This window comes from Ochrobactrum sp. SSR, from assembly GCF_030067775.1.
GTDB lineage: Bacteria > Pseudomonadota > Alphaproteobacteria > Rhizobiales > Rhizobiaceae > Brucella > Brucella teleogrylli.
Window position 1 is genome coordinate 632764 of the sequence record NZ_CP125969.1, and the last position, 26803, is coordinate 659566.

A 26803-nucleotide genomic window follows, 5' to 3' on the forward strand; every position below is an offset into this window, starting at 1 on the left:
TCGGCTTTTCGGGCATGCATGACCGACGTTGTTCAAATATTTCGAGGCACGTGGTAAAAAGCCCGTGCCTCTTATCCGTTTCAGGCGAGACAATGACGACCTTCCCTGCCCAGCCTTCCGATAAAAAGACGATAGAAGAAGGTGCGGTATTCATGCCGCGCTTCGACGCTTCCGGCCTCATCACGGCTGTCGTCACCGATGAACGGGACGGCGTGCTTTTGATGGTGGCTCATATGAATGCGGAAGCGCTGCGCCTGACGCTGGAAACGGGCATCGCGCATTACTGGTCACGCTCGCGCAACACACTTTGGAAAAAGGGTGAAACGTCCGGTAATCTGCAAAGCGTCATCGAATTGCGCACCGATTGCGATCAGGACGCCTTGTGGCTGAAGGTTCGGGTCGCTGGTGACGGTCCTACTTGCCACACCGGACGCCGGTCCTGCTTCTACCGGCAGGTGGTTACCGAGAACGGTGAAACGATGCTGGAAATGGAAGCCGACGGCGCTTGCGATCACGATCATTGATCGTTTTCAATTCGATGTGATGACGCGAATAGGTCTCGCGTCATCAATTTGCAGCATTTATTCTTTGGATACCAAGTTTCGCTAGTCTGAACGAAACGATGAGGTGTCCGTGGTGATGCTTAACTGGGGGTAAGGCGCAGGACTGTCAGTGTAGACGTCGAAGCACCTGCTCAGGAAGTCATTGAGAAGCCTGAAATCAAGCGTGAGCCGCGCAAGATTGCGCTGGCGCTTGGCGGCGGTGCTGCACGCGGCTGGTCGCATATCGGTGTGCTGCGCGCGCTGGACGAGGCCAATATCAAAATCGAAATGATTGCCGGCACATCCATCGGCGCGCTTGTCGGGGGCTGTTATCTGGCGGGCAAGCTGGACGAGCTGGAAGAATTCGCCCGCAGCCTGACCCGACGCCGCATGTTCAATCTCCTCGACATTACCTTTCGCGGCAGCGGTCTTTTCGGCGGCATGAAGCTCGATGGACGCCTTCGTGAACATCTCGATGGCCTGCGGATAGAAGAGCTTACACGGCCCTTTGTGGCGGTCTGCACGGAGTTGCGTACCGGCCATGAGATATGGCTGTCGTCGGGGCCGCTTGTGGATGCCATGCGGGCTTCCTATGCCCTGCCCGGCGTGTTTGAACCCGTGCGCTGGGACGAGCGCGTGCTTGTCGACGGTGCGCTTGTCAATCCTGTGCCGGTTTCCGTTTGCCGCGCCTATGAGCAGCGGCTCGTTCTGGCGGTCAACCTTCATTACGATCAGTATGGCCGCGCAGCGGTCATCAAACACGCGCAGATGCGTCAGGAGAGTCTGCCCGGCGCGATCCATGGTGAAAAGGAAGCGCGTCTGGGAATCACCGGCGTGATGATGGACGCCTTCAACATCATTCAGGACCGCATTTCCCGTGCGCGTATGGCGGGCGATCCACCAGACCTTTCGCTGATGCCTGTGGTTGGCCAGATTGGCCTTGCAGATTTTCACCGCGCTTCCGAGGCGATTGATGCCGGATATGTCGAAACGATCAAGCGTCTGGAGGATATCCGGCGTCTTCAGGGCATAGCGGGCTGATTTTTCAGTTTTTCACGAATCTTCTGGAGCGAGGATTCGCGATTCTTCGGACTTGCTGATCGTGTCAGCTGTTTTTGCGCTCCCAAGACGGGTTCTGTGAAGTTTTTCTGAAAAAAATATCATCCGAGGGAAGCCTTTGAAAAAGCCCGCAAAATAAGGGTTCCCGGTATTGGTGATGGTGAACGCGACGCGGTTTTTCACATTCTTTTCGAAAAAGATTGGCTGATGATGCAGATGGGGCTTGTGCACCCCAAGGTGATTTGCTAAATGCCCACTCGCCGGAGCAATTCGGCTTCTACCACGGGCGGTCGTGGCGGAATTGGTAGACGCGCAGCGTTGAGGTCGCTGTGGGGCAACCCGTGGAAGTTCGAGTCTTCTCGACCGCACCATTCTCTTTATAGAGAGTTGAAATCGTTAGATTTTAAGCAAACGCCCTTTCGGGCGTTTTTGTTTTTCCGGCTCTCGAAAGTGCTTCTCCAGCGCAAAGAAAACCCCGCCGGAGCGGGGTTGATCACTTCATTTCCGATCCAGTTCAGACCGGACTATTTCGCTATGCTCCCCAAGATTGGGTGAGCGATGGTCGGTTTTCAATTCTGCATCGGAGAAGCGGATCGGCGTACGCAATCCGGGCACGCCCTGCGGATCGATCTTCATCCCGCGTGCGATGAATTGCGGATCGGCGAAGACATCGGCGACCGAATTGATCGGCCCTGCCGGAACGCCGATCTTTTCCAGACGCGCCAGAAGGTCGTCGCGCTTCCATTGCCGCGTGCGTTCTTCCAGCCGTTCTGTCAGCGCCGTCCGGTTCGCAACGCGAGCAGCATTGGTGGCAAAGCGCTCGTCGCTCGCAAGTTCTGCAAGGTCCAAGAGACCGACCAGCCGGCCAAACTGGCCGTCATTGCCACAAGCGATGATGAAATAGCCATCGGAAACCGGCAGTGTCTGATATGGCGCGATATTGGGATGTGCGTTGCCCATGCGCTTCGGGGATACGCCGGAAGCCAGATAGTTCATGGCCTGATTGGCGAGGACTGCTGACATGCAGTCGAACAGCGCCATATCGATGTGCTGCCCCTTGCCCGTGCGCTGGCGCATGATCAGCGCCGACTGGATGGCAATCACGCTATAAAGGCCGGTGAAAATGTCCGCAAAGGCCACGCCGATCTTCTGCGGCTCGCGATCCGGCTCGCCGGTCAGGTCCATGATTCCGCCCATGCCCTGGATCATGAAGTCATAGCCTGCCCGTTCGGCATAAGGGCCATCATGTCCGGATCCGGTGATGGAGCAGTAGATAAGGCGCGGATTGACGGCCTTGAGGCTCTCATAATCAAGGCCGTATTTATCGAGGCCGCCGAGCTTGAAATTCTCGATGACAATATCCGCATCAGCCACAAGGCGGCGCACCAGATCCTGCCCTTCTTCCGAGCGGAAATCCGCTGTAATCGAGCGTTTGCCGCGATTACAGGCATGGAAATAGGCAGCCGACTTCTCGCCTTCGACTTCAATGAAGGGAGGCCCCCATTTGCGCGTATCGTCGCCTTCCGGGCTTTCGACCTTGATAACGTCCGCTCCCAGATCGGAAAGCGTCTGACCGACCCACGGGCCCGCCAGTATACGGGCCAGTTCAACCACCTTCAAACCGTCAAGCGGTGTGTTCTGCATTTCGGATACCTCGAAAAAGTAGAAAAGCCCGCCCGCGAGAAGCGAGCGGGCCTTGGGAGGATAGTGCGGGCGTTTACGATCAGAAGAAAGCCTGAATGCCGGTCTGCGCGCGTCCGAGGATCAGCGCGTGAACGTCATGCGTGCCTTCATAGGTATTCACGGTTTCGAGGTTTTGCGCGTGGCGCATGACGTGGTACTCGATCTGGATACCGTTGCCGCCATGCATGTCGCGTGCCTGACGGGCGATATCGAGTGCCTTACCGCAATTGTTGCGCTTGACGATGGAGATCATTTCCGGCGCCATTTTGCCTTCGTCGAACAGACGACCGACGCGCAGCGATGCCTGAAGGCCGAGCGTGATTTCGGTCTGCATGTCGGCGAGCTTCTTCTGGTAAAGCTGCGTACCAGCCAGCGGCTTGTCGAACTGCTTGCGATCGAGGCCGTATTGACGCGCGCGGAACCAGCAATCTTCGGCGGCGCCCAGAACGCCCCACGAAATGCCGTAGCGCGCACGGTTGAGGCAGCCGAACGGACCCTTGAGGCCCGATACGTTTGGCAACAGGGCGTCTTCCGAGACTTCCACACCGTCCATGACGATTTCGCCGGTGATCGAAGCGCGCAGCGAAAGCTTGCCACCGATCTTCGGGGCGGAAAGCCCCTTCATGCCCTTTTCGAGCACGAAGCCGCGAATGGCATTGTCATGGGCTGCCGACTTCGCCCACACCACGAACACGTCCGCGATTGGCGAATTCGAAATCCACATCTTTGAGCCGGTCAGGCGATAGCCGCCGTCGATCTTTTCAGCGCGGGTCTTCATGCCTGCAGGGTCGGAACCGGCATCCGGTTCGGTCAGACCGAAGCAGCCGATCAACTCGCCGGAGACGAGACCCGGCAGATATTTCTTGCGCTGTTCGTCAGAGCCATAGGCGTAGATCGGATACATGACGAGCGAGGACTGTACGCTCATCATCGAACGATAACCGGAATCAACGCGCTCGACTTCGCGCGCTACGAGGCCATAGGCAACATAACCGGCATTGGCCGCGCCATATTCTTCCGGCAGCGTCACGCCGAGAAGGCCAGACTGGCCCATGAGGCGGAACAGTTCCGGGTCGGTGGTTTCGTCGAGATAGGCCTTTTCCACACGCGGCAGCAAAACGTCGCTCGCGAATGCCTTCGCGGAGTCGCGGATCATGCGCTCGTCTTCGGTCAGCTGTTCGTCGAGCAGAAAGGGATCTTCCCAGTTAAAGGCCGTACGCGACATTAGAAATTCTCCTCATTTCAGAATTGACCGGACTATGAACCGCAGGGTGTCAGGCTGCAAACGATGTTTACTCATCGATCTATTCCATTTAGTAATAGATCATGACGACACTCTCGCGACGGCTCCTTCCCTCCACCAGTGCGCTTGCGGCGTTTGACGCTGTTGCGCGGCTTGCAAGCTTTTCTGCGGCTGCAGAAGAACTCGCGCTGACACAAGGCGCGGTCAGCCGTCAGATCGCGACGCTCGAAGAACAGCTTGGCACAGCACTTTTCGACCGCACCAGCCGCCACGTCGTGCTGTCGGATGCGGGACGCGCTTATTTTAATGCCGTTGCGCCTGCCCTTTCGGTTATTCGGGCCGCTTCGCTTCAGGTCATGTCGCAGATGCGTGGCAAGACATTGAACCTCGCTTTTCTGCCCACATTCGGCACGCGCTGGCTCATTCCGCGTATTCCGCGCTTTGTGGCACAATTTCCGGATATTATTCTGAATTTCGCGACCCGTATCGGCCAGTTCGACTTTGACCGTGAAGGTCTGGACGCGGCCATTCACATCGGCCAGCCGGATTGGCCGAATGCCGATTGCGTGTTTTTGATGGATGAAACGGTTGCGCCGGTTTGCAGCCCGGCTTTTTTGAAGGAGAACCCGGTGTCAGCGCCCACCGATCTTCTTCGGCTGCCCTTGTTCAACATGGCTTCGCGACCTGGAGCGTGGGATCACTGGTTCCGCAGCCTTGATATCACCGTGCCAGCGCCGGGCGGCATGCGGTTTGAACAGTTTTCCAATGTGTCGCAGGCTTGCATCGCGGGGCTCGGCGTTGCCCTCATGCCGCTTTTTCTGATCCGCTCGGAAATCGACAGCGGGCAGCTTGTGGTGGCCTACCCGCACACGGTCAAAAGCCCCAGCAGCTATTATTTCGTCACACCGAAGGCGCGCGCAAACACGCCTGCAGTCAATGCGTTTCGCGATTGGCTTCTGGGTGAAGTCAATCGCGAATTCGATCCTCACGCAATCGAGTTGCTGACAATCTCATAGGAGCGCAGGCGCTTCTTGTGATCGTGGATCATGCCGGTGATCATCAACTCATCAGCGCCGGTGCTTTCGGCAAAGGCCTGAATGCCCTTTGCCACCGTTTCAGGCCCGCCGACCACGCGGCAGGACAGCATCTGGCGAACAAGCGCTTGCGCTGGCGGGTCGAGTTGCTCCATATAGCCTTCTACCGGGGCGGGAAGCTTACCCGGACGACCGCTTCGCAAGTTCACGAAAGCCTGCAATTGCGAGGTGAAGAGATAATGCGCCTCTTCGTCTGTATCGGCGGCGATGACATTGAGGCCGAGCATGACGTAAGGCTTCTGCATATATTCCGATGGCTCGAAACGCTCGCGATAAAGCGCGATGGCGCGTTCCATCTCCGCTGGTGCAAAATGCGATGCAAAAGCGTATGGCAGGCCCAGCATGGCCGCAAGCTGCGCGCCGAACAGGCTTGAACCTAGAATCCAGACCGGAACCTCAAGCCCCTCGCCCGGAACGGCGCGGACGCGCTGGGCGGGTTCCGCCGGTTTGAAATAATTGAGCAGTTCAACCACGTCCTGCGGGAATGCGCTGGCATCGCCATCGAGATTGCGCCGCAAGGCGTGCGCCGTGATCTGGTCGGTTCCGGGCGCACGGCCAAGTCCGAGATCGATGCGGCCAGGAAAGAGCGACGCCAGCGTGCCGAACTGCTCGGCAATCACCAGCGGCGAATGGTTCGGCAGCATGATGCCACCCGCGCCGACGCGGATCGTCGAAGTGCCATTCGCGACATAGCCGATCACGACCGATGTGGCGGCACTGGCAATGCCGGGCATATTGTGATGCTCGGCCAGCCAATAGCGATGAAAGCCAAGTTTCTCCGCGTGCTGTGCAAGCTCAAGCGTGTTGCGCAGAGACTGTCCGGCATCGCTGTTATCGGGAACGGGCGAAAGATCGAGTACGGATAAAGGTATCATGCTGGCTCATATGGGCTTGAATACTGCAGTTACAACTGCCGCAAAGAAATAGGGCACCCTAGAAATAGGGCGCCCTATACTTAATTCAAAGCAACTAAGAGTGATCGAGCAATCTTAATGTAGTTGTGCCGGGGCTGAATCATGCCCCTCTTCCGGCGAAGCCACATACTCGCCTTCCACATCCTTCTTCGCGATGAAGGTGTAGAACATTGGCACCACGAACAGCGTAAACATCGTACCGATCACGATACCGGTGAAAATCACCAGACCCATCGAATAACGGGCTGCGGCACCGGCGCCGGTTGCAATGATCAGCGGAACGACGCCAAGCGCCATGGCCGCGGTGGTCATCAGGATCGGGCGCAGACGGGTTTCAGCGGCGGCGACGATTGCATCGCGACGCGAAAGCCCGTGCAGGCGGCGCTGCTGATTGGCGAATTCCACCATCAGAATGCCGTGTTTGGTTATCAGCCCGACAAGGGTGATGAGACCAACCTGCGTGTAGATGTTCAGCGTGCCGAGACCGATATTGAGCGGCACGATAGCGCCGAAGATCGAAAGCGGCACCGACATCATGATGATGAACGGATCGCGGAAGCTTTCGAACTGCGCAGCCAGAACCAGATAGATCACGATAACGGCGAGGCCGAAGGCGATCAGAATGGTGTTGCCCTGCTCCACTTCCAGACGCGACTGACCGGAATAATCCAGGAAGAAGCCTTCCGGCATCTTCGCCTTGGTCAGATCCACAAGCGTTTGCAGGCCCTGGCCCGTGGTGACGCCCGGCAGAGGCAGCGCCGAAATCGTCGCCGAATTGAGCTGGTTGAACTGCTCGATTGCGGCAGGCGATGCGTTCTGCGTGATCGTGATGACTGATGATAGCGGGATCATTGAACCCGAAACGCTGCGGACATAAAATTCACCAAGCTTTTCGGGGTTCGAACGATAGGCATCAGGCACCTGCGTGATGATGTCATAGCTGTTCGAATCGCGGTCGAACTTGGCAATCGACGCACCACCAGTCAGTAGGCCGAGCGTTGCACCGATATCACTGACCTGCACGCCAAGCGTTGCCGCGCGGTCACGGTCGATGGTGATCGTCGTTTCCGGCGCGTTGAAGGACAGCGAGTTCTGCACGATGATGAACTGTCCCGAAGCTTGCGCTTCGTTCTTGATCTCTTCGGCCAGTTCGAAAACCGTGTCCGCCGGGCCCGTAGACTGCAACGCAATCGAGATCGGCAAACCGCCTCCTGTGCCCGGAAGCGATGGTGGAGCGAAGACGAAAGCCTGCACGCCGGCAACTTTGGTCAGACGGTTGGTGAGGTCTTCCTGAATTTGCTTCTGCGAACGAGTACGGTCGTTCCAGTCGCTTAGCACCCAGAGTGCGATTCCAGAGGTGGTGCCGCCATCCATGCCGACGATCTGGAAGCGGGTCTTCTGCTCAGGCAGATCCTTCGTCAGCGCATCGATCTGTTCGGCGTAGAGGTTCGTATAGGCCGAAGTCGCATATTGCGGCGCCTGGAACATCGAGAACAGCGCGCCCGAATCTTCTTCAGGAGCCAGTTCGCTCGATGTGTTCATGAACAGAAAGCCTGTCAGGCCCATCAGCGCTACGACGATCATCAGCGTAATGCCGCGATAGTTCAGCGAGTTGGAGACCCGGCGATGATACCATTTCTCGACACGCGAGAAGGTGCGGTCGATGAACTTCTGAAACCGCGTTTCGCTGCCATGCTTGAGCATGCGCGAGCACATCATCGGAGAGATGGTCAAGGCCGCCACACCGGAGATGATAACGGCACCCGCCAGCGTGAAGGCGAATTCGCGGAACAGCGCGCCGGTCAGACCGCCGGTGAAACCGAGCGGAGCAAACACGGCCGCCAGCGTGATCGTCATGGCGATGATCGAGCCGGTGATTTCCTTCATACCTTTGAAGGCGGCATCCATAGGACGCAGGCCCTCTTCGATGTGGCGGTGAATATTCTCCAGAACGACGATGGCATCATCGACCACGAGGCCGATAGCCAGAACCATGGCCAGCAGCGAGAGAAGATTGATCGAGAAACCAAGCGCGAACAGGAAGAAGCACACACCGATCAGCGAGATCGGAATGGTCACAATCGGAATCAGAACCGAACGGAACGAACCAAGGAAGACGATGATGACCAGAATAACAATGGCCACAGCTTCGCCGATGGTCGTGAACACTTCCTTGATCGACGAACTGATCTGTTCGGTCGCGTCATAGACCAGAACCAGAGACATGCCTTCCGGCAGCGAGTTCTGGATCGAGGGCAGTTCCTTGTTGACGGCAGCCGCCATGTCGATCGGGTTTGCCGCTGGTGTCGGATAAACGCCAAGGAACGTACCAGCCGAGCCGTTGAACGACACGATGGTGTCCGTGCTTTGGGCGGCCAGTTCCACCTTCGCCACATCGCGCAGGCGCACGACTTCATCACCCGAAGTCTTGATCGGCATTGCGCCGAAGGCTTCCGGTGTTTGCAGCGTGGATTTGAGCGTGATCGCCGACGCGACATATTCGTTTTTGGTCGTGCCGGGGGCCGACAGGAAGTTCGACGCATTGATTGCGGCCAGCACTTCCGGTGCTGTGATCTGACGCGCCGCCAGCTGGATCGGATCAAGCCAGACGCGCATCGAGTAGACCTGACCACCGAGGATTTCAGCCTTGGCGACGCCCTGAATGGTAGACATGCGCGGCTGGATGACGCGTTCCAGATATTCGGTGATCTGTTCGCTGGTCATGTTCGGGTTCTGCGCAGCCAGATACATGGTTGCGAAGCTCTGGCCCGTCCCCTTGACGATGATCGGATCATCGGATTCGTCCGGCAGATCGCCGCGAACCTGATTGACCTTGGCGATAACTTCCGTCAGCGCGGCATCCGGATTGGCGCCAAGCTTCATCTGCACCGTCACCGTGCTCGACGATGGGCGGCTGGACGAGGTCACATAGTCAATGTTTTCGGTCGTCGCGACCGATTCAGCGATAGGCGCGGTGATGAAGCCCTGGATGAGTTCAGCGCTGGCACCGGCATAGTTGGTGGTGATGGTGATGACCGTTTCGTCAACCTTCGGATATTCGCGCACCGAAAGCTGCGCGATACCCTGAAGGCCGAGGAGAATGATCATGAGGGCGACCACTGTTGCAAGAACGGGTCGCCGAATGAAAATATCTGAAAAACTCATCGGTTCGCCTATTTCTTGTCAGCCGGATTGGCCGGGTTAACCGCGTTGTCGATGTTCACCGGAACGCCGGGCGAAAGTCTGTTCTGGCCAGCGGTGATGACGATGTCGCCTGCCTTGAGGCCGCTGGTGATTTCCACCACGCCATTGTAGCGACGGCCAAGCTTGACGAAGACCTGCTGCGCGACCAGCTTTTCGCCTTCTGCGGGCTTTGCATCGGCAGCAGGTGTCTTGGCCTCTTCGGCTGGCTTTGCTGCTTCCGCATTGGCCTTACCCTCTTCGGCCTTCTTTTCCGGGCGAACGGCATAGACATAATCGCCATAAAGGCTCGACACGATCGAAGTCTGCGCAATGGCGAACACATTGCTTTCTTCAGGCAGTTCAACGCGCACCTGCACGAACTGACCAGGCGTCAGCTTGTGATCCGGGTTCTTGACTTCGGCGCGCACAGAAACAAGGCGTGTGGTCGGGTCGATCTTCGGATCGATACCGACAATCGTGCCGGTGAAGTCGAGGTTTTCAGCCGTGGAGCCGACCTTGACGGTCTGGCCGAGCTTGATGGAGGCCAGCGACTGTTCCGGCACAGTGAAATCGATGCGCATCATGTTGGTGTCCTGCAAGGTGGCAATCACCGTGCCGGGCGTCAGATACTGACCGATATCGACCTTGGCGATACCGATAACGCCGGAAAACGGTGCCTTCACCGTCTTCTGCGCCAGCGTTGCGCGCATCTTTTCGACCGCTGCTTCAGCGGCGTTGGCGACCGATGCCGTCGTATCGACGTTAGAAACGGCACCGACGCCGCGTGTCCGCAGCGTATCGGCGCGCTTCAGATTCTGCTGGGCAAGAACGGCCTGCGCCTCGGCGGCGACAAGATCAGCCTTCTGGATGCTGTCTTCCAGCTGCAGCAGCACATCGCCCTGCTTCACGTCCTGATTGGAGGTGAAGTTAATCTTCTGCACGATACCGTCGAGCTGAACCGTCAGGTCAACGCCGTTCAGCGCATGAGCCGTACCGATGGCTTCAACACCCGGCTGCCATGTACCCGGCTCAACCGTGATGGTCGAAACCGTCTGGGCTGGCTGCTGCATAGTGGCGAAAAAGTCCTTGATGGCCTTCGATCTGAACAGATTGAAGCCGACAAGCCCCCGACGACGATCACCAGGAACACGATTGCCAGAATTAGGCGCTTTATCATTGCGGTTGTACTCCGGGGTGGCGCCCTGAACGCTGTTAAGAAGCGTCGAGGGGGGACGTTGAGCGCATCCCTTGGCCATCACACAAAGGTCGCGCGTATTTTACTTGAATTAGCGGAGCGAATAACTGTACCGTCTGGACGGTATTGTCAACTCATGAACTGTCAGGAGACCCGGCGAAGTTGTTAGCTAAAAAGAAGGTCTCTTCGCGTGATCGTATTTTACGCGCGGCAGTTGAGCTAGCCCGGGAAGTGGGGCCGGCTCACATTTCACTTGACGCCGTTGCCGCCCGAGCCGGGCTGTCGAAAGGCGGATTGCTTTATTCTTTTCCGACCAAGGCAAAGCTGCTCGAGGGCGTTGTCGAAGAATATATGAAAGAACATGAGCGCGCGATGGAGGTTCAGGAAACGCTCCAGTCCGGCGATAAAAACCGCGTTGCGCGGGCTTTTCTCGATGTTTATCGTGTTCAGGCCGACGATGAACCGCCCGCTTGTGGCGTTCTTGCAGCACTTGCCGAAGATCCGGGTTTCATGGTGCCCGTTCGCCAGTATCACCGGACATTTCTCGACCGCATGATCAAAGACACGACCGACCCCGATACGGCGCTGATCGTCTATCTGGCCGTGGCCGGGCTTGAGTGTTCCAAATTGATGGAATGCGAGATTTTAAGCGATGAGGAACAGCGCGCCGTTCTCTGTCGTTTGGAAAACATGCTGACAGAAAACTGACAGTATTTAAGAAAAAAGGGCGCTGAGCGCCCTTTTATTTAACAGTCTGCGAATCACAGAGCCGGAATGTCTCCCCGCTCCCACCCCGCGGTGGTTTCAGAGGCAAAATCGTTGAATCGCCCTTCGGCAATCGCTGCGCGGATGCCTTTCATCAGATACTGGTAATAGGCCAGATTGTTCCAGGTCAGCAGCATGGCGCCCAGTGCCTCACCGGACTTCACCAGATGATGCAGATAGGCGCGGCTGTAGTCGCGCGACGCCGGGCAATCGGATTCCGGATCGAGCGGACGGTGATCGTCAGCATGGCGCGCATTGCGCAGATTGACCTTGCCGAAACGCGTGAAGGCCAGACCGTGACGCCCTGCGCGGGTTGGCATGACGCAGTCGAACATGTCGATGCCGCGCGCGACAGATTTCAAAATATCGTCCGGCGTGCCGACGCCCATCAGATAGCGCGGCTTTTCAGCGGGCAGGATCGGACAGACGACTTCCAGCATGTCCAGCATGACGTTCTGCGGTTCGCCGACAGCAAGGCCACCCACCGAATAGCCCTTGAGGTCCATGGCTTTCAGCGCTTCGGCTGAACGCTCGCGCAGACGGGCATTGTCGCCGCCCTGCACAATGCCGAACATGGCCTTGTCCGGCTGGTCGCCAAAGGCCACCTTGCAACGCTCGGCCCAGCGAAGCGACAGTTCCATCGCGCGCTCGGTGTTCTTTTCCGGCGATGGCAACGCCACGCATTCATCGAGCTGCATCTGGATATCACTATCCAGCAGGCCCTGAATTTCGATGGAACGCTCCGGCGTCATTTCATAGGCTTTGCCGTCGATATGCGAGCGGAAGGTCACGCCCTTCTCATCAAGCTTGCGCAATTGTGCCAGCGACATGACCTGAAAACCACCGGAATCGGTCAGGATCGGGCCTTTCCAGCCGCCGAATTCGTGCAATCCGCCAAGGCGGGCAACACGCTCTGCGCCGGGGCGCAGCATGAGATGATAGGTATTGCCGAGGATGATATCCGCGCCAAGGTCCTTCACCTGGTCCATATACATGGCCTTGACTGTTCCGGCTGTGCCGACCGGCATGAAGGCAGGCGTGCGCACCACGCCGCGTGGCATGGAAATTTCACCCTGACGGGCCGCGCCGTCGCGGGCGAGGACTTTGAATTCAAAATTTTCGCTGGTCATGGCCGTTGTCTATTATGTCAAGCGCGTTCAAGCAAGCTGCCGTCGCCGTAGGAATAAAAGCGATAGCCGGTTTCAATGGCGCGTTCATAGGCAGCGCGCATGGTGTCGAGGCCGCTGAAGGCGGAAACCAGCATGAACAGCGTCGAACGCGGTAAGTGGAAATTGGTCATCAGCATGTCGACTGCGCGGAATTTATAGCCGGGCGTGATGAAGATGTCGGTCGGGCCGGACCAAGGACGAATGAGACCATCCTCGCCCGCAGCACTTTCAATGAGCCGGAGCGACGTCGTGCCGACACAAACCACGCGGCCACCGCGCTCATGCACGGCGTTCAGCGCATCCGCAGTCTTCTGCGAGACATAGCCGATCTCGGAATGCATTTTGTGGTCGGTGGTGTCGTCGGCCTTGACGGGCAGGAAAGTCCCCGCCCCGACATGCAGCGTCACGAAATGCTCTTCAATGCCCTTGGCCTTGATCTTTTCCAGAAGGTCGGGCGTGAAATGGAGCCCGGCGGTCGGGGCTGCGACAGCGCCTTCCTCACGGGCATAAACGGTTTGATAATCGCTGCGGTCGCGGTCGTCTTCCGCGCGCTTCGAAGCGATATACGGTGGAAGCGGGATATGTCCGACAGCAGCGATTGCTTCATCCAGCATCGCGCTGGACAGATCGAACACGAGAAGCGCCTCGCCCGCCTCGCCTTTCTCGGCAACGGTTGCGTCGAGGGTGCCAAGAAAGCAGCTTGAACCGGAATGACCGAAGCGGATGCGGTCGCCTTCCTTAACGCGCTTGGCCGGGCGCAGAAACGCCGCCCAGCGATCTGGTCCCATCCGCATATGCAAGGTTGCGCTGACTTGGCTGATATTGCCGTCGCGTTCGCGCATACCTTCAAGTTGCGCCGGTATCACCTTGGTATCATTGAAAACAAGCGCATCGCCCGGCTGCAGCAGATCGGGCAGATCATAGACGTGACGATCCTCGAAGGGCTTGCCCGGAACAACACGCAAAAGCCTAGCATGGTCGCGCGGCTCCGCTGGGCGCAGGGCAATACGCTCTTCCGGTAGATCGAAATCGAAAAGATCAACACGCATGATAGACCTCGTACATAGCTGCGGCCCCGGTATGAACCGGAGCCGCAATTTTCATTGGAAATAGTCGATCAGGCGTCGGCTGCGATGCGGGCAGACACGATCTTGTCCGGGTCGGTGACCGGCTCGCCGCGCTTGATCTTGTCGACATTGTCCATGCCTTCAATGACCTGACCCCATACGGTGTACTGGCGGTCCAGCCAGGGAGCATCGGTAAAGCAGATGAAGAACTGCGAGTTGGCAGAATTCGGGTTCTGGCTGCGTGCCATCGAAGCCGTGCCGCGCTTGTGCTGGGTGTTGGAGAACTCAGCCTTCAGGTCCGGCTTGTCCGAACCGCCCATGCCAGCGCGCGAGCCGTTGAAATGTTCGCCGCCCGACTTGCCGAACTTCACGTCGCCGGTCTGCGCCATGAAGCCATCAATGACACGGTGGAACACGACGCCATCATAAGCGCCTTCACGCGCCAGTTCCTTGATGCGTTCGACATGGCCCGGAGCCAGGTCGGGATAGAGTTCGAGCACGACATTGCCCTTGGTGGTTTCCAGAACGAGCGTGTTTTCGGGGTCTTTGTAAGCCATTGGGCCTCTCCTGTTTCAATGCGTTCGATAAGACGCGTTGTATTGGATATTTATTTCTGAATGGTCGCCTTGACGATCTTGTCCGGGTTTTCGACGGACCCATTATCGGATTCGCTGCCCTTCTTTATCTTGTCCACGGCTTCCATGCCGCTGACAACTTTGCCGACAACCGTATACTGGCCATTCAGGAAAGCACCGTCGTCGAACATGATGAAGAACTGCGAATTGGCGGAATTCGGGCTCTGGCTGCGGGCCATGCCGACCGTGCCGCGCACGAAAGGTTCTTTCGAGAATTCAGCCTTGATATCAGGCAGTTTGGAGCCGCCGGTGCCCACACGCGACGCGTCGAAGCCCTTGTTCATATTGCCGAATTCGACATCTCCGGTCTGGGCCATGAAGCCCGGAATGACACGATGGAAGGCAACGCCGTCATAGGCGCCTTCACTTGCCAGCTTCTCGATCTGGGCCACATGCTTCGGCGCGAGGTCGGGACGCAGCTGGATTGCGACATCACCGTCCTTGAGCTTCCAGAACGAGCGTGTCCGCCGCATTGGCGACGGAGGCCATCACGCCTTGAGACAGTGTAAAAATCGCGGCAGCGGCAAGCGCCGAACGGATAAATTTCATGATCGGAAAACTCCCAAACCTCAGGATTTGAATTTTGCTTCAAGGGCAGCGGCCACAACAGCCGGTACGAAAGGCCTGATATCGCCGCCCATGGACGCAATCTGGCGAACCAATGTGGCGGTAATCGTGCGCACGGCAGGATCGGCCGGCAGGAAAACGGTCTGCAATTCCGGCGCCATAGTGCCGTTCATGCCCGCCATCTGCATTTCGTAATCGAGATCGGTGCCGTCGCGCAGGCCGCGCACCATCAGCTGCGCCTTATGCTTGCGCGCCGAGTCGATCACCAATCCATCAAAGGAGATAACGGAAACGCGCGCTCCATCACCGCCAAGAACAGCTTTCGCGCTCTGGCCGATCAGTTCCACGCGTTCCTCAAAACTGAACAGCGGCTTCTTACCGGGATGCACGCCAATGGCGACAATAACCTCATCGGCAAGGCGCAAAGCACCTTTCAGGACATCCATATGGCCGTTTGTCACCGGGTCGAAGGAGCCCGCATAGATCGCGATTGTCATTTCTTCCAGCTAGCCTTTTCTGACAGGATTTTCAACAAGAACCAGAACGATAAGAAAATAGAAACCAAGAAACCAATTGAACGCGATGTGAACGATGATTTCACGGCAAGTTCACAACCGATTTACCAGAATAGGCGCAAGTTTGGTGCAACCTTTTCGTTTCTGAAGCGTATGTATGTCGAAAGGATATGACGATGATGATCTTTCTTCTGGCATTATCCATGATGGTCGCAATGGCCGCATCGGCAATCATATTGCTCCTTGAGGAGAACGAAGCCAAACGCCAACGCGTGCGTCAGGTGGCCTTCGACCTAAACAGCATGCGCAACATGCGCTCACGGTAATTCGTATCTTCCTGGCTTGAACACTCGCCTTTCGGCTTGAGATTGAGCATCCAGAAGAAGAACACATCACCGGCGGTATTCCCGAAACAAATCAACTATCTGTCGTAATGACGCAACCTGATTAGAAGATCGCCAATTCCTCCAGTCTTGGCATCTGAAAAAGGCCGATGGTTTTGCCATCGGCCTTTTTCATTGCGCTTACTCCAACCGGGGCATCAAGCTCGGCTAGTTTGCTTATTCTTCGCTGGCTGCGGGTGCTTCGCCTCCGGGCGCGGATTCGCCACCCTCAACGTCACCATTGCCGTTTTCCTCATCGCTATCCGTTTCGGAAATACGCTCGACGGAAACAACCTTTTCACCGTCAGCCGTGTTGAAGATCGTAACACCCTTGGTCGAACGGCCCGCGAGACGGATACCGTCGACAGGCACGCGGATCAGCTGGCCACCATCGGAGACGAGCAGGATCTGGTCACTTGCTTCGACCGGGAATAGCGAAACGAGCTTGCCGATTTCGTCGGTCTTCGACGTGTCGGTGGCACGGATGCCCTTGCCGCCACGGCCCGAAACACGGAACTCGTAAGACGATGAACGTTTGCCGTAGCCATATTCGCTGACCGTCAGCACGGTTTGTTCGCGCGCCTTCAGTTCCTGATACCGCTCTTCGGAAAGTTCGGCGTCGGTACCGACTTCTTCACCAACAACGACGATATCGTCGGCATCGTCCGCGCCTTGCGCCCGGCGTTCGGCAATCGAACGCTTGAGATAGGCGGAACGCTGCGAGGCATCGGCTTCGACATGGTGCAGGATCGCCATGGAGATGACCTTGTCGCCATCCGCCAGATTAATGCCGCGCACGCCGATCGAGTTGCGGCCTGCGAAGACGCGCACATCGGTAACCGGGAAGCGGATACACTGGCCGCCGGCGCAGGTCAGAAGCACGTCGTCGAATTCCGTACAGGTATCGACGGAGAGGATTTCATCCCCGTCATCCTCGAGCTTCATCGCGATCTTGCCGTTGCGGTTGACCTGAACGAAGTCCGACAGCTTGTTACGGCGAACCGTACCGCGCGTGGTCGAGAACATGACGTCCAGATTTGCCCAGGAATCTTCATCCTCCGGCAACGGCATGATGGTCGTGATGCGCTCGCCCTGCTGCAACGGCAGCATGTTGATGAGAGCCTTGCCGCGCGATTGCGGTGTGCCGACCGGCAGGCGCCAGACCTTTTCCTTGTAGACAATGCCACGCGAGGAGAAGAACAGAACCGGCGTATGCGTATTGGCGACAAACAGGCGGGTGACGAAATCTTCGTCCTTCGTCGCCATGCCGGAACGGCCCTTGCCACCGCGGCGCTGTGCGCGATAGGTCGTCAGCGGAACGCGCTTGATATAGCCCGCATGGCTGACGGTGACGACCATGTCTTCGCGAGCGATCAGGTCTTCGTCGTCCATTTCCGCGCCGCCGAAACCGATTTCGGTGCGGCGTGGCGTGCCGAACTCATCACGAACGGCAATCATCTCGTCCTTGACGATGGTCATGACGCGCAAACGCGACGAAAGGATATCCAGATAATCGCGGATTTCCTCGCCGATCTTGTTCAGTTCGTCCGCCACTTCGTCACGTCCGAGCGCGGTCAGGCGCTGCAGACGCAGTTCGAGAATGGCGCGGGCCTGTTCTTCGGAGAGGTTATAGGTGTTGTCGTCATTGATGCGGTGACGCGGATCGTCGATCAGGCGGATCAGCGGTGCAACGTCGGCGGCAGGCCAGCGGCGTTCCATCAACTGTTCACGCGCAGTCGTTGGATCAGGCGCACGGCGGATCAGTGCGATCACTTCATCGATATTGGCAACCGCAATCGCCAGACCCACCAACACATGCGCACGGTCACGTGCCTTGTTGAGCAGGAATTTCGTGCGGCGGGTGACGACTTCCTCGCGGAAGGCCACGAAGGCGCGCAGCATGTCGAGCAGCGTCAGCTGTTCCGGCTTGCCGCCATTCAGCGCCACCATGTTGCAGCCGAACGAGGTCTGCAACGGCGTGTAGCGATAGAGCTGGTTCAGCACGACATCGGCAACCGCGTCGCGCTTCAGCTCGACCACGACGCGATAGCCTTCACGGTCGGATTCGTCGCGCAGATCGGAAATGCCTTCGATGCGCTTGTCGCGCACCAGTTCGGCCATTTTCTCGATCATCGAGGCCTTATTCACCTGATACGGAATCTCGGTGATGATAATGGCTTCGCGGTCGCCGCGCATTGGCTCGATTGCCGCGCGTCCACGCATGATCACCGAACCGCGCCCGGTCGTGTAGGCGGAATTGATGCCCGCACGTCCAAGAATGATGCCTCCGGTCGGGAAATCGGGACCCGGAATGATCTCCATGATTTCTTCCAGCGGGATGGCTGGATTTTCAATCAACGCGATGCAGCCATCGATGACTTCGGCAAGGTTATGCGGCGGAATATTGGTCGCCATACCGACCGCAATACCGCCCGAACCGTTGACGAGGAGGTTCGGGAAACGCGCTGGCATAACCACCGGCTCCCGCTCGCGACCGTCGTAATTGTCCTGGAAATTGACCGTATCCTTGTCGATGTCCGACAGAAGGGCTTCGGTGAGTTTTTCCAGACGGCATTCGGTATAACGCATCGCCGCCGGGGGATCGCCGTCGATGGAACCGAAATTGCCCTGCCCGTCGACAAGGGGATCGCGCATGGAGAAATCCTGCGCCATACGCACGAGGGCATCGTAGATCGATGCATCGCCATGCGGGTGATATTTACCCATGACCTCACCGACCACACCCGCCGATTTACGGTAGGGGCGGTTATAGGCGAGATTCATCTCGTTCATGGCGTGAAGGATACGACGATGCACTGGCTTCAGGCCGTCGCGCACGTCGGGCAGAGCACGGCTCACGATAACGCTCATGGCGTAGTCGAGATATGAGCGCTGCATTTCCTCGATAATGGAAATCGGCTCAATACCGCTCGGGCCGCCATTCATATCGTCGGAACCGGGTGGAGGGGTTTGATCTGACACTATTCAGATATCTTTCTCAACAGAATCGATAAAGTCTCTTTATAAAGGAAAGCAGCGCAAAACGCCAATTTCGAGACCATTTCCGGCGGCTAAATCGTTTTTGTAAATCAATGACTTATAAGATATTCACATAAACATGGCGCAAGCTTGTTGCTCGATCCGGCACTTTGCATCGACCAATGCGGCTTGATCGTCTAGAATTCAATCGTGACAGACCAATGAGAGGGCGACAGTAGCATGGGGTTCTACGATACCGTATTCAGCGCCTTCGTCACCCTTCTTGTCACGATCGATCCGCCGGGCCTGGCGCCGCTGTTTCTGGCGTTGACGCCGGGCATGGATCGTCACCATCGCGGTCAGGTCGCGCTTCGCGCTTCCATCATCGGATTCATCGTCATGGCGCTCTTTGCCGTGGCAGGCGTGCAGATCCTCGGCATGTTCGGTATTTCCATCGGGGCTTTCCGCGTCGCCGGTGGTCTGCTGCTGTTCTGGATCGCGTTTGAAATGATTTTCGAGAAGCGAACCGAGCGCAAAGAAAAGAGTGCCGAAGTCGCGATCACCAAGGATCATATCCGCAATATTGCCGCCTTCCCGCTCGCAATACCGCTTATCGCCGGTCCCGGCGCGATCTCGGCCATCGTGCTGACGTCGAACTCATTCCATGGCTTCGGGCCGCGTATCGCCCTTCTGGGGGTGATATTCGTCTGCCTGCTCATCACTTATGTCGTGCTTCTGCTCGCAGAACGCGTCGACCGGTTCCTTGGCGAAACCGGTCGATCCATTCTTACCCGCTTGCTGGGTGTCATTCTGGCGGCACTCGCCGTTCAGTTCGTCGCCGATGGTATCAAGACGCTCATAGCCGGTTAAGAGCATTTCCAGCAAAAGTGCGAAGCGGTTTTGCGTCAGATAATGCGTATGAATGAATGTATAGAGCGGTTTCTAATAACCGCTCTATACCGATTTCTGTGCCTTCTTGCCGATCATGGCATGACGCAGCTTGGACGAGAACCAGTCGATAACCGCAACAGCAATCAGGATCATGATGATCAGGAACGAAACGTCCTGAAGGTTCAAAACCTTGATCTGTTCGGCCAGATGCGCGCCGATGCCGCCTGCCCCGACAATACCGATGATCGTTGCCGAGCGCGTGTTGGACTCGAAGAAGTACAGCACCTGACTGCCGATCAGCGGCAGAACCTGCGGCAACACGCCGAAGCGATAGCCGTGCAGGCGGTTGCCTCCCGACGACAGCACGCCTTCAACCGGCTTCTTGTCCGCGCCTTCAATGGCTTCCGAAAACAGCTTGCCGAAAGCGCCAAAGTCGGAACAGGCGATAGCCAGAATACCGGCGAAAGGTCCAAGCCCCACCACTGACACCCAGATCAGCGCCCAGATCAGCGTATCGACGCCACGGATGGTATCGAGAAAGCGACGTATGCCGAAATGCAGGAAGATGTTCGGGATGATGTTCTTCGCCGCCAGAAACCCGAACGGAAAGGCCAGTATGGCGGCCAAAAGCGTGCCCAGATAGGCAATGGCCAGCGTTTCCAGCATTGACCACAGATATAGGCTGAAACGGCCATTGGATGCCGGTGGCAGCATCATCAAGGCGAAATCGCCGAGACGACCGAAGCCGTTCAGGATACGCAGCAGCGAAAAATCCAGCCAGTAGAAGGCAAACCACAACGAGGCGATGATGAGCACGCCTGCAATCGTCAGATTGCGCCATGTGCGCGCATTGCCGAACAGTTCCGCATATTCCGCGCGCAATTCCTTTTCGTGGGCATGGGCTTCGCGGGAGAGGCTTTGCGCAATGTCTGTCATGATAAGCTCCCCTTTAACCGATGCGGCCCAGAAGCGCGTGACGCACACGCTGGGTGATGAGATCGATCACGACTATCGTGACGATAATCAGCAACAGGATGGCGCTGACATCGCTGTAATAAAATTGCCGGATGGAAGTGAGCAGTTCCTGACCGATACCGCCTGCACCGACAAAGCCCATGACGGAAGCGCCGCGCACATTGATTTCAAAGCGCAGCAACCCGTAGGAGGCGAAATTGGCGGCGACCTGTGGCAGTACGGCAAAGCGGATGACCTGAAGGCCGGAGCCGCCGGAAGCACGGATACCTTCCACCGGCCGCATGTCGATATTTTCGACCACTTCCGAAAAGAGTTTGCCGAGCGCGCCCGTCGTGTGAAGCATCAGAGCCAGCACACCGGCCATTGGTCCCAGACCGAAAGCGATAACGAATAGCAAGGCGAACACGATTTCAGGCACGGTCCGCAGCAGTTCTAGTCCACGACGAACGATGAAACGCACCGTCGAGTTCGGGGCCATATTGGAGGACGCTGCGAAGGAAGCCGCAAAAGCGATAACCGCGCCGATCAGCGTGGCGAGATAGGCGATCAACAACGTCTCGAAGAGCATCTTGAGCCAGCCGCCGATATTCCAGTACCACGCGGCCATGTCGCCCCAAAAATTGGCGATGGTCAGGTCTGGCAGAATGCGCCCGAGATAACTTGTAAAGCGAAAGAGATTTTCAACCAGTGTGCCCGGCCGAACGTCGGCAACAACAGAGGCAGCTATGGCGATAACAACAAGGCCGACGAGGAAACCGATGCCATAAAGGCGTCGTTTCCCGACTTCCCTGCGATACTCGGCGAGCAGACCCTTGGAGCCGCTGCCGTCGAGAGTGGATATCGTCATGCGAGATTCCCTAACAAAAATGCCCGAAGCTTTTGCGGCTTCGGGCATTTCGATTGTTCTTCGGATCAGGACTTGCGTGCCTTGTCGTTGAACTTCAGCATCTCGATGATCGGCTCATAATCCTTGGTTTCGGTCGCCACGAATTCCTGGTCCTTGCCATCGGAAAGGGCGTCAAATCCGGCTTTGTCCTTCTTTGGCATGTCGAGGAAAGCCTGCTTGATGTCAGCCTTCAGCTGGTCAGGCAGCGTGCTGAGCACGGCAAACGGACCTTCCGGCAGGAAGTCCGACTTGAAGATGATGCGGAAATCGTCCTTCGTCAGCGCCTTGCCGTCTGCGTCTTTGAGAACGCCGCGGCTGATCATGCGGGTCAGGTTGGAGTCGTTTTCCGAATTCCAGGAATTGGCGGCAGCGTCAGCGGTGCCCTGAGCGAGAGCCAGAACGGCGTTTTCGTGGCTGCCGGCAAAAAAGTTCTTACCGAAGAAGGTATCGACGCTATAGCCTTCGCGGTTGAGGAAGTAGCGCGGCGCATTGTTGCCAGAGGTGGAGTTCGGATCGACAAGCGCGATGCTCTTGCCCTTCAGGTCGTCCATTTTCTGGTATGGGCTGTTGGCGCGAACATAAACGACCGAATAATAGCCGTTGACGCCGGTGTCGTGACGCTGGTTGACGAGCGGCGTGGTTTCAACACCGGTCATGACGGCGCGTGCATAGGAAGCCGGGCCATAGAAAGCGATCTGGATATTGCCGGCGCGCTGGCCTTCGATGACGGCGGCATAGTCGTTGGCAACGCGCAGCGTGACCTTGGTGCCGAGTTCCTTGCCGAGATAGGCCGTCAGAGCGGCATAACGGTCGCTGGTGGTCGAAGCGTTTTCAGACGGGATGACGCCCAGAACCAGTTCCGGATATTCCTTGCTCCAGTCAGCAGCCTGAGCATGAAAGGTCATCGTGGCGGTGAGCGCAACGGCCGCCAGAAAAGTTCTACGGTTAAGCATAAGTCTCTCCTGTTAATCGTGAGTTTGGAGCGAGTTTTTTCCGCAGCTTTATTCGCTCAGGCGGAAATCTGGCGCAGTGCGGCTTCAGCCGACTGCGGAACCGGTACAGGCATTGCGTCAACCGTGTCGTCACTATCGACAACGTCGGCTGCTTCCATGCCGTAAAGATCGCGCGATGCCATATCAGTCAGCATCGACGGCGTGCCGCGGAACACGACCTTGCCAGCGGACATGCCGACGAGGCGGTCGCAATAGCTGCGCGCGATATCAAGTGAATGCAGATTGCAGAGAACGGTGATGCCGTATTCGCGATTGATACGACGCAACGCATCCATGACGCTGCGCGTATTGCGCGGATCGAGCGAAGCAATCGGTTCATCGGCAAGAATGATGCGCGGCTGCTGAACGAGTGCACGCGCAATCGCCACGCGCTGCTGCTGGCCGCCGGAAAGCTCATCGGCGCGGTGCGCGGCCAGATGGGCGATATCGAACTGCTGCAAGGCAGACAATGCGATCAGGCGCTCTTCATCGCTCCAGATGCGCAGAAGCGACTTTGGCGTCGAGACATAGTTAAGACGCCCCATAAGCACATTGGTCAGAACATCGAGACGGTCGACCAGATTGAAATGCTGAAAAATCATCGCGCATTGTGCGCGCCAGTCGCGAAGCCCGGAGCCTTTCAGGCCGGTAACATCGCGCCCCTCCCAATGAATGGTCCCTTCCGACGGTTCGACGAGGCGGTTGATCATACGCAACAGCGTCGATTTACCCGCGCCCGAACGTCCGATAATTCCCACAAACGTGCCGGGCTCGATCTCGAGGTCAACCCCCGAAACCGCCACCTTGTCATTATAGCGGCGCGTTACGTTTTTCAGTTGAAGCATGAATTCATCTCCATTCATGCTCACTCTGAATTGCTTCCATGACATTGCAATGAAAGCATCGTGACGTTTGTGTAAATTTACACGCTACTATAGGTTTATTAGTTAAGCCTTTGTTTTAGCGTACATTTCTGTCAGATGACGAATAAATGCCTCTGTGGATTCACCAACATCGCCGGAATTGTCTATTATGACAACATCGCCAGCCCCGTCATTGAAGTTCACTTCGCGCGAAAGGCGCAAGGCGATCTCGTCTTTGCTTTCGCGGCCACGGCTTGCCAGCCGTTCGGCGAGGACTTCCGCGCGTGCCGTAATGACCACCACCGAACGCGACGGATAAAGCCTGCGCATGTCGTCCAGAACGCGGCGCGAGACATTGGCAATCACCACAGTTCCGCCATCGATCAGCGTATCAAGCGACTTCGGAAGACCGTAGTTCAAACCATGGGCGCGCCAATGAAGCGCAAAGGCGCCCTCGCCCGCGACTTTCGCAAAAGCCGCTTCATCTAGACTGTCGTGGTCTTCGGTTCCCGGCATTTGAGGGCGCGTGACGATGCGGCGTACAAAATGAAAGCGCGCATCGCCTGCAAGGGCCATACGCGCGCCATCCATGATCGTGTCCTTGCCGGCCCCGCTGGGGCCGACGACAGCAACGAAACAGCCTTTCGGCCGGATATTTTCCATACGCATCAGAGCACCCGCTCGCCTTCCCGCCAGACAGTGCGCACCACCGGTATCGCACTTCTGGTGCGTGCTCGTACCAGATCGGCGCGCTTGCCGACAGCAATTTCGCCCCGGTCGTCCATGCGCATTGCATCGGCGGGGTTCTTGCTGACAAGGCGGATGGCTTCAGGAAGCCCAATCGGGCGCTCGCCGGAAGCAAGGCCGAAAGCCGACTGGATGAGGCTGAACGGAATATAGTCCGACGACAGAATATCGAGACTGCCATTATCCACCAGATCGCGGGCGGCGATATTGCCCGAATGCGAGCCGCCACGCACGATATTCGGCGCGCCCATCAGGATCGACAGGCCCGCGCCCTTGGAGGCCGAAGCCGCTTCCAGCGTGGTCGGGAACTCCGCAATACGAACGCCGTGATCAAGCGATTCCCCCACATGGGCGCTGGTGGCGTCGTCATGGCTTGCCAAAACTATACCGCGTGCCCCCGACATATCGGCAATCGCCCGTCGATGCTTGGCCGAATAGGCGTCGGAGTCTGCCATGCGCTGTTCGCAATGCAAACGAAACTCTTCGTCGTTGAGTTTCAGCTTGCGCATGTAATAGGTGCGATAGGTTTCGATCTCTGCGAACTGACGCTGCCCCGGCGCATGATCCATCAGCGAAGCAAGCTTCACCCGATCATCGTTTTCAAAAAGCGCAAAGCCTTCAAGGCAGTCGGCTGCGGAAACCTCGCAGCGCAGATGCAGGAAATGGTCGGCGCGCAGACGGTTTTCGCGCACGCCGCTTTCAATTGCATCGGCCAGCAGGCGCATATCCTTGCCAACGAAGTCGCGATCATAATCGGAACCGACCCGCATCGCATCAAAGACAGTGGTGATGCCCGATGCGGCAACCTGCGCGTCGTGGGCCTGAACGGCGGCATCCACGTTCCAACGCACCTTGGGACGCGGTGCATAATGCGATTCCAACTGGTCGGTATGGAGTTCAATCAGGCCGGGAATGACGTAATCACCATCCATATCCTCGCCGCCATTTACATTGCCCTGATCGATGGCGGCGATCTTGCCGTCGCGTATCAGGATGGAGCCGGAAACGACCTCGTCGGCGAGCACGATGCGCGCATTTTTGAGAACGATTTCATTCGCCATGAGAAAGCTCTTTCATGACCGCCTCGGTATTGGCGGCAGTTTCATATTTCGAGAGAAAAGTTTCGATATCGAGCGCGCGGAAATCATCGAGCGCGTCGTGCAGGCGTTCATGGCTCCAGTCCCACCAGCCCAGCCGGTCGAGACGATTGCCGGTCGCGGCGTCAAAGCGCTCGCGTATGAGACGCGCCGGGACACCGCCCACAATCGTGTAAGGCGCAACATCTTTGCTGACGACCGCACCGGCACCGATCACTGCGCCATTGCCCACGGTAACGCCCGGCAGGATGGTCGATCCGTGACCGAGCCATGTGTCATGGCCGATCTTAACTGCATTGCCGCGACGCCAGTCGAAAAACTCGGTTTCATTCTCCGCATCCGGCCAGTAATCGCCAGCGCGATAGGTGAAGTGATGCAAAGTTGGACGCCAGGTCGGATGATTGGTGGCATTGATGCGCACATGGCTTGCAATGTTGGAGAATTTACCGATCTCCGCGCACCAGATTTCGCAATCGATGCCGAGATAGGAGTAGTCATCCAGCACAGTTTCCGACAGACGGCTGCGCGCGCCGACTTCCGTGTAACGGCCAAGCTTGCTGCCGGTGACATCTGCCGTTTCGTGAACCAGAGGTTCAACCGATAGCTTGGTCATGCCGCCGCCCTCGGCGAAAAGGCGGTAACGTCGATGATGCGGTCGGCCACTTCCTCGCGTACATCCTCGTCGTGAAAAATGCCGAGCATTGCAACACCTTCTTCCTTTTTGGTCTTGATGAGATCCACCACGACCGCGCGGTTCTTCGCATCAAGCGAAGCTGTCGGTTCGTCCAGCAGCAACACCGGATGATCGGTGATGAAACCGCGAGCGATGTTGACGCGCTGCTGCTCGCCGCCGGAAAAGGTTGCAGGCGGCAGCGCCCAGAGGCGTTCCGGCAGGTTGAGCTTGGCCAGCAATTCCCGCGCGCGGTCCAGCGCCATGTCGTGGTCGGCACCACGAGCGATCAGAGGTTCGGCCACGACATCGATAGCCGCCACTCGGGGCAGTGCGCGCAAAAACTGGCTGACATAGCCAATCGTGTCACGACGAACGCCAAGCACTTCGCGGGGATCAGCCGTGGCCAGATCGACCGCGCGATCCGCATGACGGATCAGAATGGAGCCCCCATTCACCGCATAATTGCCGTAGACCATTTTCAGGATCGAGCTTTTGCCGGCACCCGATGGACCGCCCAGCACGGCGCATTCACCGGCATTGAGTTCAAAATTCACGCCCTGCACGACCGGCAGTTCAACGCCGCCCTGCAAATGCATGGTGAAGGTCTTGGTAACGCCGGATACCACCAGGGGCGGCGTGGATTGCGAAGCGGATGTTTGCAACAGAGACATTTCTCACCTCACGCA

22 protein-coding genes, 1 tRNA gene and 3 pseudogenes are annotated in these 26803 nt (G+C 57.5%); 7 read left to right on the forward strand and 19 right to left on the reverse strand.

Annotated elements, in window-relative coordinates:
* Positions 1-92 precede the first annotated feature (92 nt).
* The 3 genes and pseudogenes from hisI (at position 93) to QLQ11_RS03055 (ending at position 1972) form a co-directional block, all read left to right on the forward strand.
* The gene (hisI, locus tag QLQ11_RS03045) at positions 93-524 is read left to right on the forward strand and encodes a phosphoribosyl-AMP cyclohydrolase (protein ID WP_121536200.1); all 432 of its coding nucleotides are present in this window, start codon (positions 93-95) and stop codon (positions 522-524) included.
* Positions 525-627: 103 nt separating this feature from the next.
* Positions 628-1583: pseudogene (locus tag QLQ11_RS03050) on the forward strand (patatin-like phospholipase family protein).
* A 304-nt stretch (positions 1584-1887) separates the two neighbouring features.
* Positions 1888-1972: transfer RNA gene (locus QLQ11_RS03055), tRNA-Leu, on the forward strand.
* Positions 1973-2099: 127 nt separating this feature from the next.
* Here QLQ11_RS03055 and QLQ11_RS03060 read toward each other — a convergent pair.
* Positions 2100-3245: a CaiB/BaiF CoA transferase family protein gene (locus tag QLQ11_RS03060; RefSeq protein ID WP_371835913.1), complete on the reverse strand. Its 1146-nt coding sequence runs from the start codon at positions 3243-3245 to the stop codon at positions 2100-2102.
* 79 nt (positions 3246-3324) lie between these two features.
* Positions 3325-4509: an acyl-CoA dehydrogenase gene (locus QLQ11_RS03065; RefSeq protein WP_078338624.1), complete on the reverse strand. Its 1185-nt coding sequence runs from the start codon at positions 4507-4509 to the stop codon at positions 3325-3327.
* A gap of 101 nt (positions 4510-4610) precedes the next feature.
* Between QLQ11_RS03065 and QLQ11_RS03070 the strand changes: the two genes are divergently transcribed.
* Positions 4611-5543 (forward strand): LysR family transcriptional regulator, encoded by a 933-nt coding sequence (locus tag QLQ11_RS03070; protein ID WP_121536192.1) that lies wholly within the window; start codon positions 4611-4613, stop codon positions 5541-5543.
* Here QLQ11_RS03070 and QLQ11_RS03075 read toward each other — a convergent pair.
* The 3 genes and pseudogenes from QLQ11_RS03075 to QLQ11_RS03085 form a co-directional block, all read right to left on the reverse strand.
* Positions 5513-6496 (reverse strand): LLM class flavin-dependent oxidoreductase, encoded by a 984-nt coding sequence (locus QLQ11_RS03075; RefSeq protein WP_121536190.1) that lies wholly within the window; start codon positions 6494-6496, stop codon positions 5513-5515. The two genes, QLQ11_RS03070 and QLQ11_RS03075, sit on opposite strands and share 31 nt — an antisense overlap.
* Positions 6497-6610: 114 nt before the next feature.
* The gene (locus QLQ11_RS03080; protein WP_121536188.1) at positions 6611-9700 is read right to left on the reverse strand and encodes an efflux RND transporter permease subunit; all 3090 of its coding nucleotides are present in this window, start codon (positions 9698-9700) and stop codon (positions 6611-6613) included.
* Between the two features lie 8 nt (positions 9701-9708).
* Positions 9709-10895, reverse strand: a pseudogene (locus QLQ11_RS03085) (efflux RND transporter periplasmic adaptor subunit).
* 180 nt (positions 10896-11075) lie between these two features.
* On the opposite strand from QLQ11_RS03085, the gene QLQ11_RS03090 reads away from it, so the two are divergent.
* Positions 11076-11621, forward strand: coding sequence for a TetR/AcrR family transcriptional regulator (locus tag QLQ11_RS03090; protein ID WP_121536186.1), 546 nt, complete (start codon positions 11076-11078; stop codon positions 11619-11621).
* Positions 11622-11674: 53 nt separating this feature from the next.
* On the opposite strand, the gene tgt is transcribed toward QLQ11_RS03090, so the two are convergent.
* The 5 genes and pseudogenes from tgt to coaD all read right to left on the reverse strand — a co-directional run bounded on the left by tgt (position 11675) and on the right by coaD (position 15613).
* The gene (tgt, locus tag QLQ11_RS03095; protein WP_121536184.1) at positions 11675-12808 is read right to left on the reverse strand and encodes a tRNA guanosine(34) transglycosylase Tgt; all 1134 of its coding nucleotides are present in this window, start codon (positions 12806-12808) and stop codon (positions 11675-11677) included.
* Between the two features lie 17 nt (positions 12809-12825).
* Complete coding sequence (gene queA, locus QLQ11_RS03100; protein ID WP_121536182.1) at positions 12826-13896, reverse strand: tRNA preQ1(34) S-adenosylmethionine ribosyltransferase-isomerase QueA; 1071 nt, start codon at positions 13894-13896, stop codon at positions 12826-12828.
* A 68-nt stretch (positions 13897-13964) separates the two neighbouring features.
* A complete protein-coding gene (locus QLQ11_RS03105; protein WP_109368976.1) occupies positions 13965-14471 on the reverse strand; it encodes a peptidylprolyl isomerase in 507 nt (168 codons plus the stop codon).
* Positions 14472-14521: 50 nt separating this feature from the next.
* A pseudogene (locus tag QLQ11_RS03110) lies at positions 14522-15098 on the reverse strand (peptidylprolyl isomerase).
* A 20-nt stretch (positions 15099-15118) separates the two neighbouring features.
* A complete protein-coding gene (gene coaD, locus QLQ11_RS03115) occupies positions 15119-15613 on the reverse strand; it encodes a pantetheine-phosphate adenylyltransferase (RefSeq protein WP_109368974.1) in 495 nt (164 codons plus the stop codon).
* Between the two features lie 194 nt (positions 15614-15807).
* On the opposite strand from coaD, the gene QLQ11_RS03120 reads away from it, so the two are divergent.
* Positions 15808-15957, forward strand: coding sequence for a hypothetical protein (locus tag QLQ11_RS03120; protein ID WP_167836029.1), 150 nt, complete (start codon positions 15808-15810; stop codon positions 15955-15957).
* A 234-nt stretch (positions 15958-16191) separates the two neighbouring features.
* On the opposite strand, the gene gyrA is transcribed toward QLQ11_RS03120, so the two are convergent.
* Positions 16192-18960 carry a DNA gyrase subunit A gene (gyrA, locus tag QLQ11_RS03125; protein WP_121536176.1) on the reverse strand — a complete coding sequence of 923 codons (2769 nt, stop codon included), beginning with the start codon at positions 18958-18960 and terminating at the stop codon, positions 16192-16194.
* 273 nt (positions 18961-19233) lie between these two features.
* On the opposite strand from gyrA, the gene QLQ11_RS03130 reads away from it, so the two are divergent.
* Entirely contained in the window at positions 19234-19863 is a 630-nt protein-coding gene (locus tag QLQ11_RS03130) for a MarC family protein (protein WP_121536175.1), read from the forward strand.
* A gap of 84 nt (positions 19864-19947) precedes the next feature.
* Here QLQ11_RS03130 and phnE (QLQ11_RS03135) read toward each other — a convergent pair whose 3' ends face one another.
* From phnE (QLQ11_RS03135) to phnL, 8 genes are all read right to left on the reverse strand, one after another.
* On the reverse strand, positions 19948-20820 hold the full coding sequence (gene phnE / locus QLQ11_RS03135) for a phosphonate ABC transporter, permease protein PhnE (protein WP_121536174.1): 873 nt from the start codon (positions 20818-20820) through the stop codon (positions 19948-19950).
* 13 nt (positions 20821-20833) lie between these two features.
* Entirely contained in the window at positions 20834-21706 is an 873-nt protein-coding gene (gene phnE / locus QLQ11_RS03140) for a phosphonate ABC transporter, permease protein PhnE (RefSeq protein WP_121536173.1), read from the reverse strand.
* Positions 21707-21771: 65 nt separating this feature from the next.
* Positions 21772-22698: a phosphonate ABC transporter substrate-binding protein gene (gene phnD / locus QLQ11_RS03145; protein ID WP_109368970.1), complete on the reverse strand. Its 927-nt coding sequence runs from the start codon at positions 22696-22698 to the stop codon at positions 21772-21774.
* Positions 22699-22754: 56 nt separating this feature from the next.
* A complete protein-coding gene (gene phnC / locus QLQ11_RS03150) occupies positions 22755-23582 on the reverse strand; it encodes a phosphonate ABC transporter ATP-binding protein (RefSeq protein ID WP_109370227.1) in 828 nt (275 codons plus the stop codon).
* A 102-nt stretch (positions 23583-23684) separates the two neighbouring features.
* A complete protein-coding gene (phnN, locus tag QLQ11_RS03155; protein ID WP_121536308.1) occupies positions 23685-24263 on the reverse strand; it encodes a phosphonate metabolism protein/1,5-bisphosphokinase (PRPP-forming) PhnN in 579 nt (192 codons plus the stop codon).
* Positions 24264-24268: 5 nt separating this feature from the next.
* Positions 24269-25408 (reverse strand): alpha-D-ribose 1-methylphosphonate 5-triphosphate diphosphatase, encoded by a 1140-nt coding sequence (locus QLQ11_RS03160; protein ID WP_121536172.1) that lies wholly within the window; start codon positions 25406-25408, stop codon positions 24269-24271.
* The gene (locus tag QLQ11_RS03165; RefSeq protein ID WP_121536171.1) at positions 25398-26057 is read right to left on the reverse strand and encodes a DapH/DapD/GlmU-related protein; all 660 of its coding nucleotides are present in this window, start codon (positions 26055-26057) and stop codon (positions 25398-25400) included. Before QLQ11_RS03165 ends, QLQ11_RS03160 begins: the two co-directional genes overlap by 11 nt.
* The gene (gene phnL / locus QLQ11_RS03170; protein ID WP_121536169.1) at positions 26054-26788 is read right to left on the reverse strand and encodes a phosphonate C-P lyase system protein PhnL; all 735 of its coding nucleotides are present in this window, start codon (positions 26786-26788) and stop codon (positions 26054-26056) included. The genes QLQ11_RS03165 and phnL overlap by 4 nt, the downstream gene beginning before the upstream one ends.
* Positions 26789-26803 lie beyond the last annotated feature (15 nt).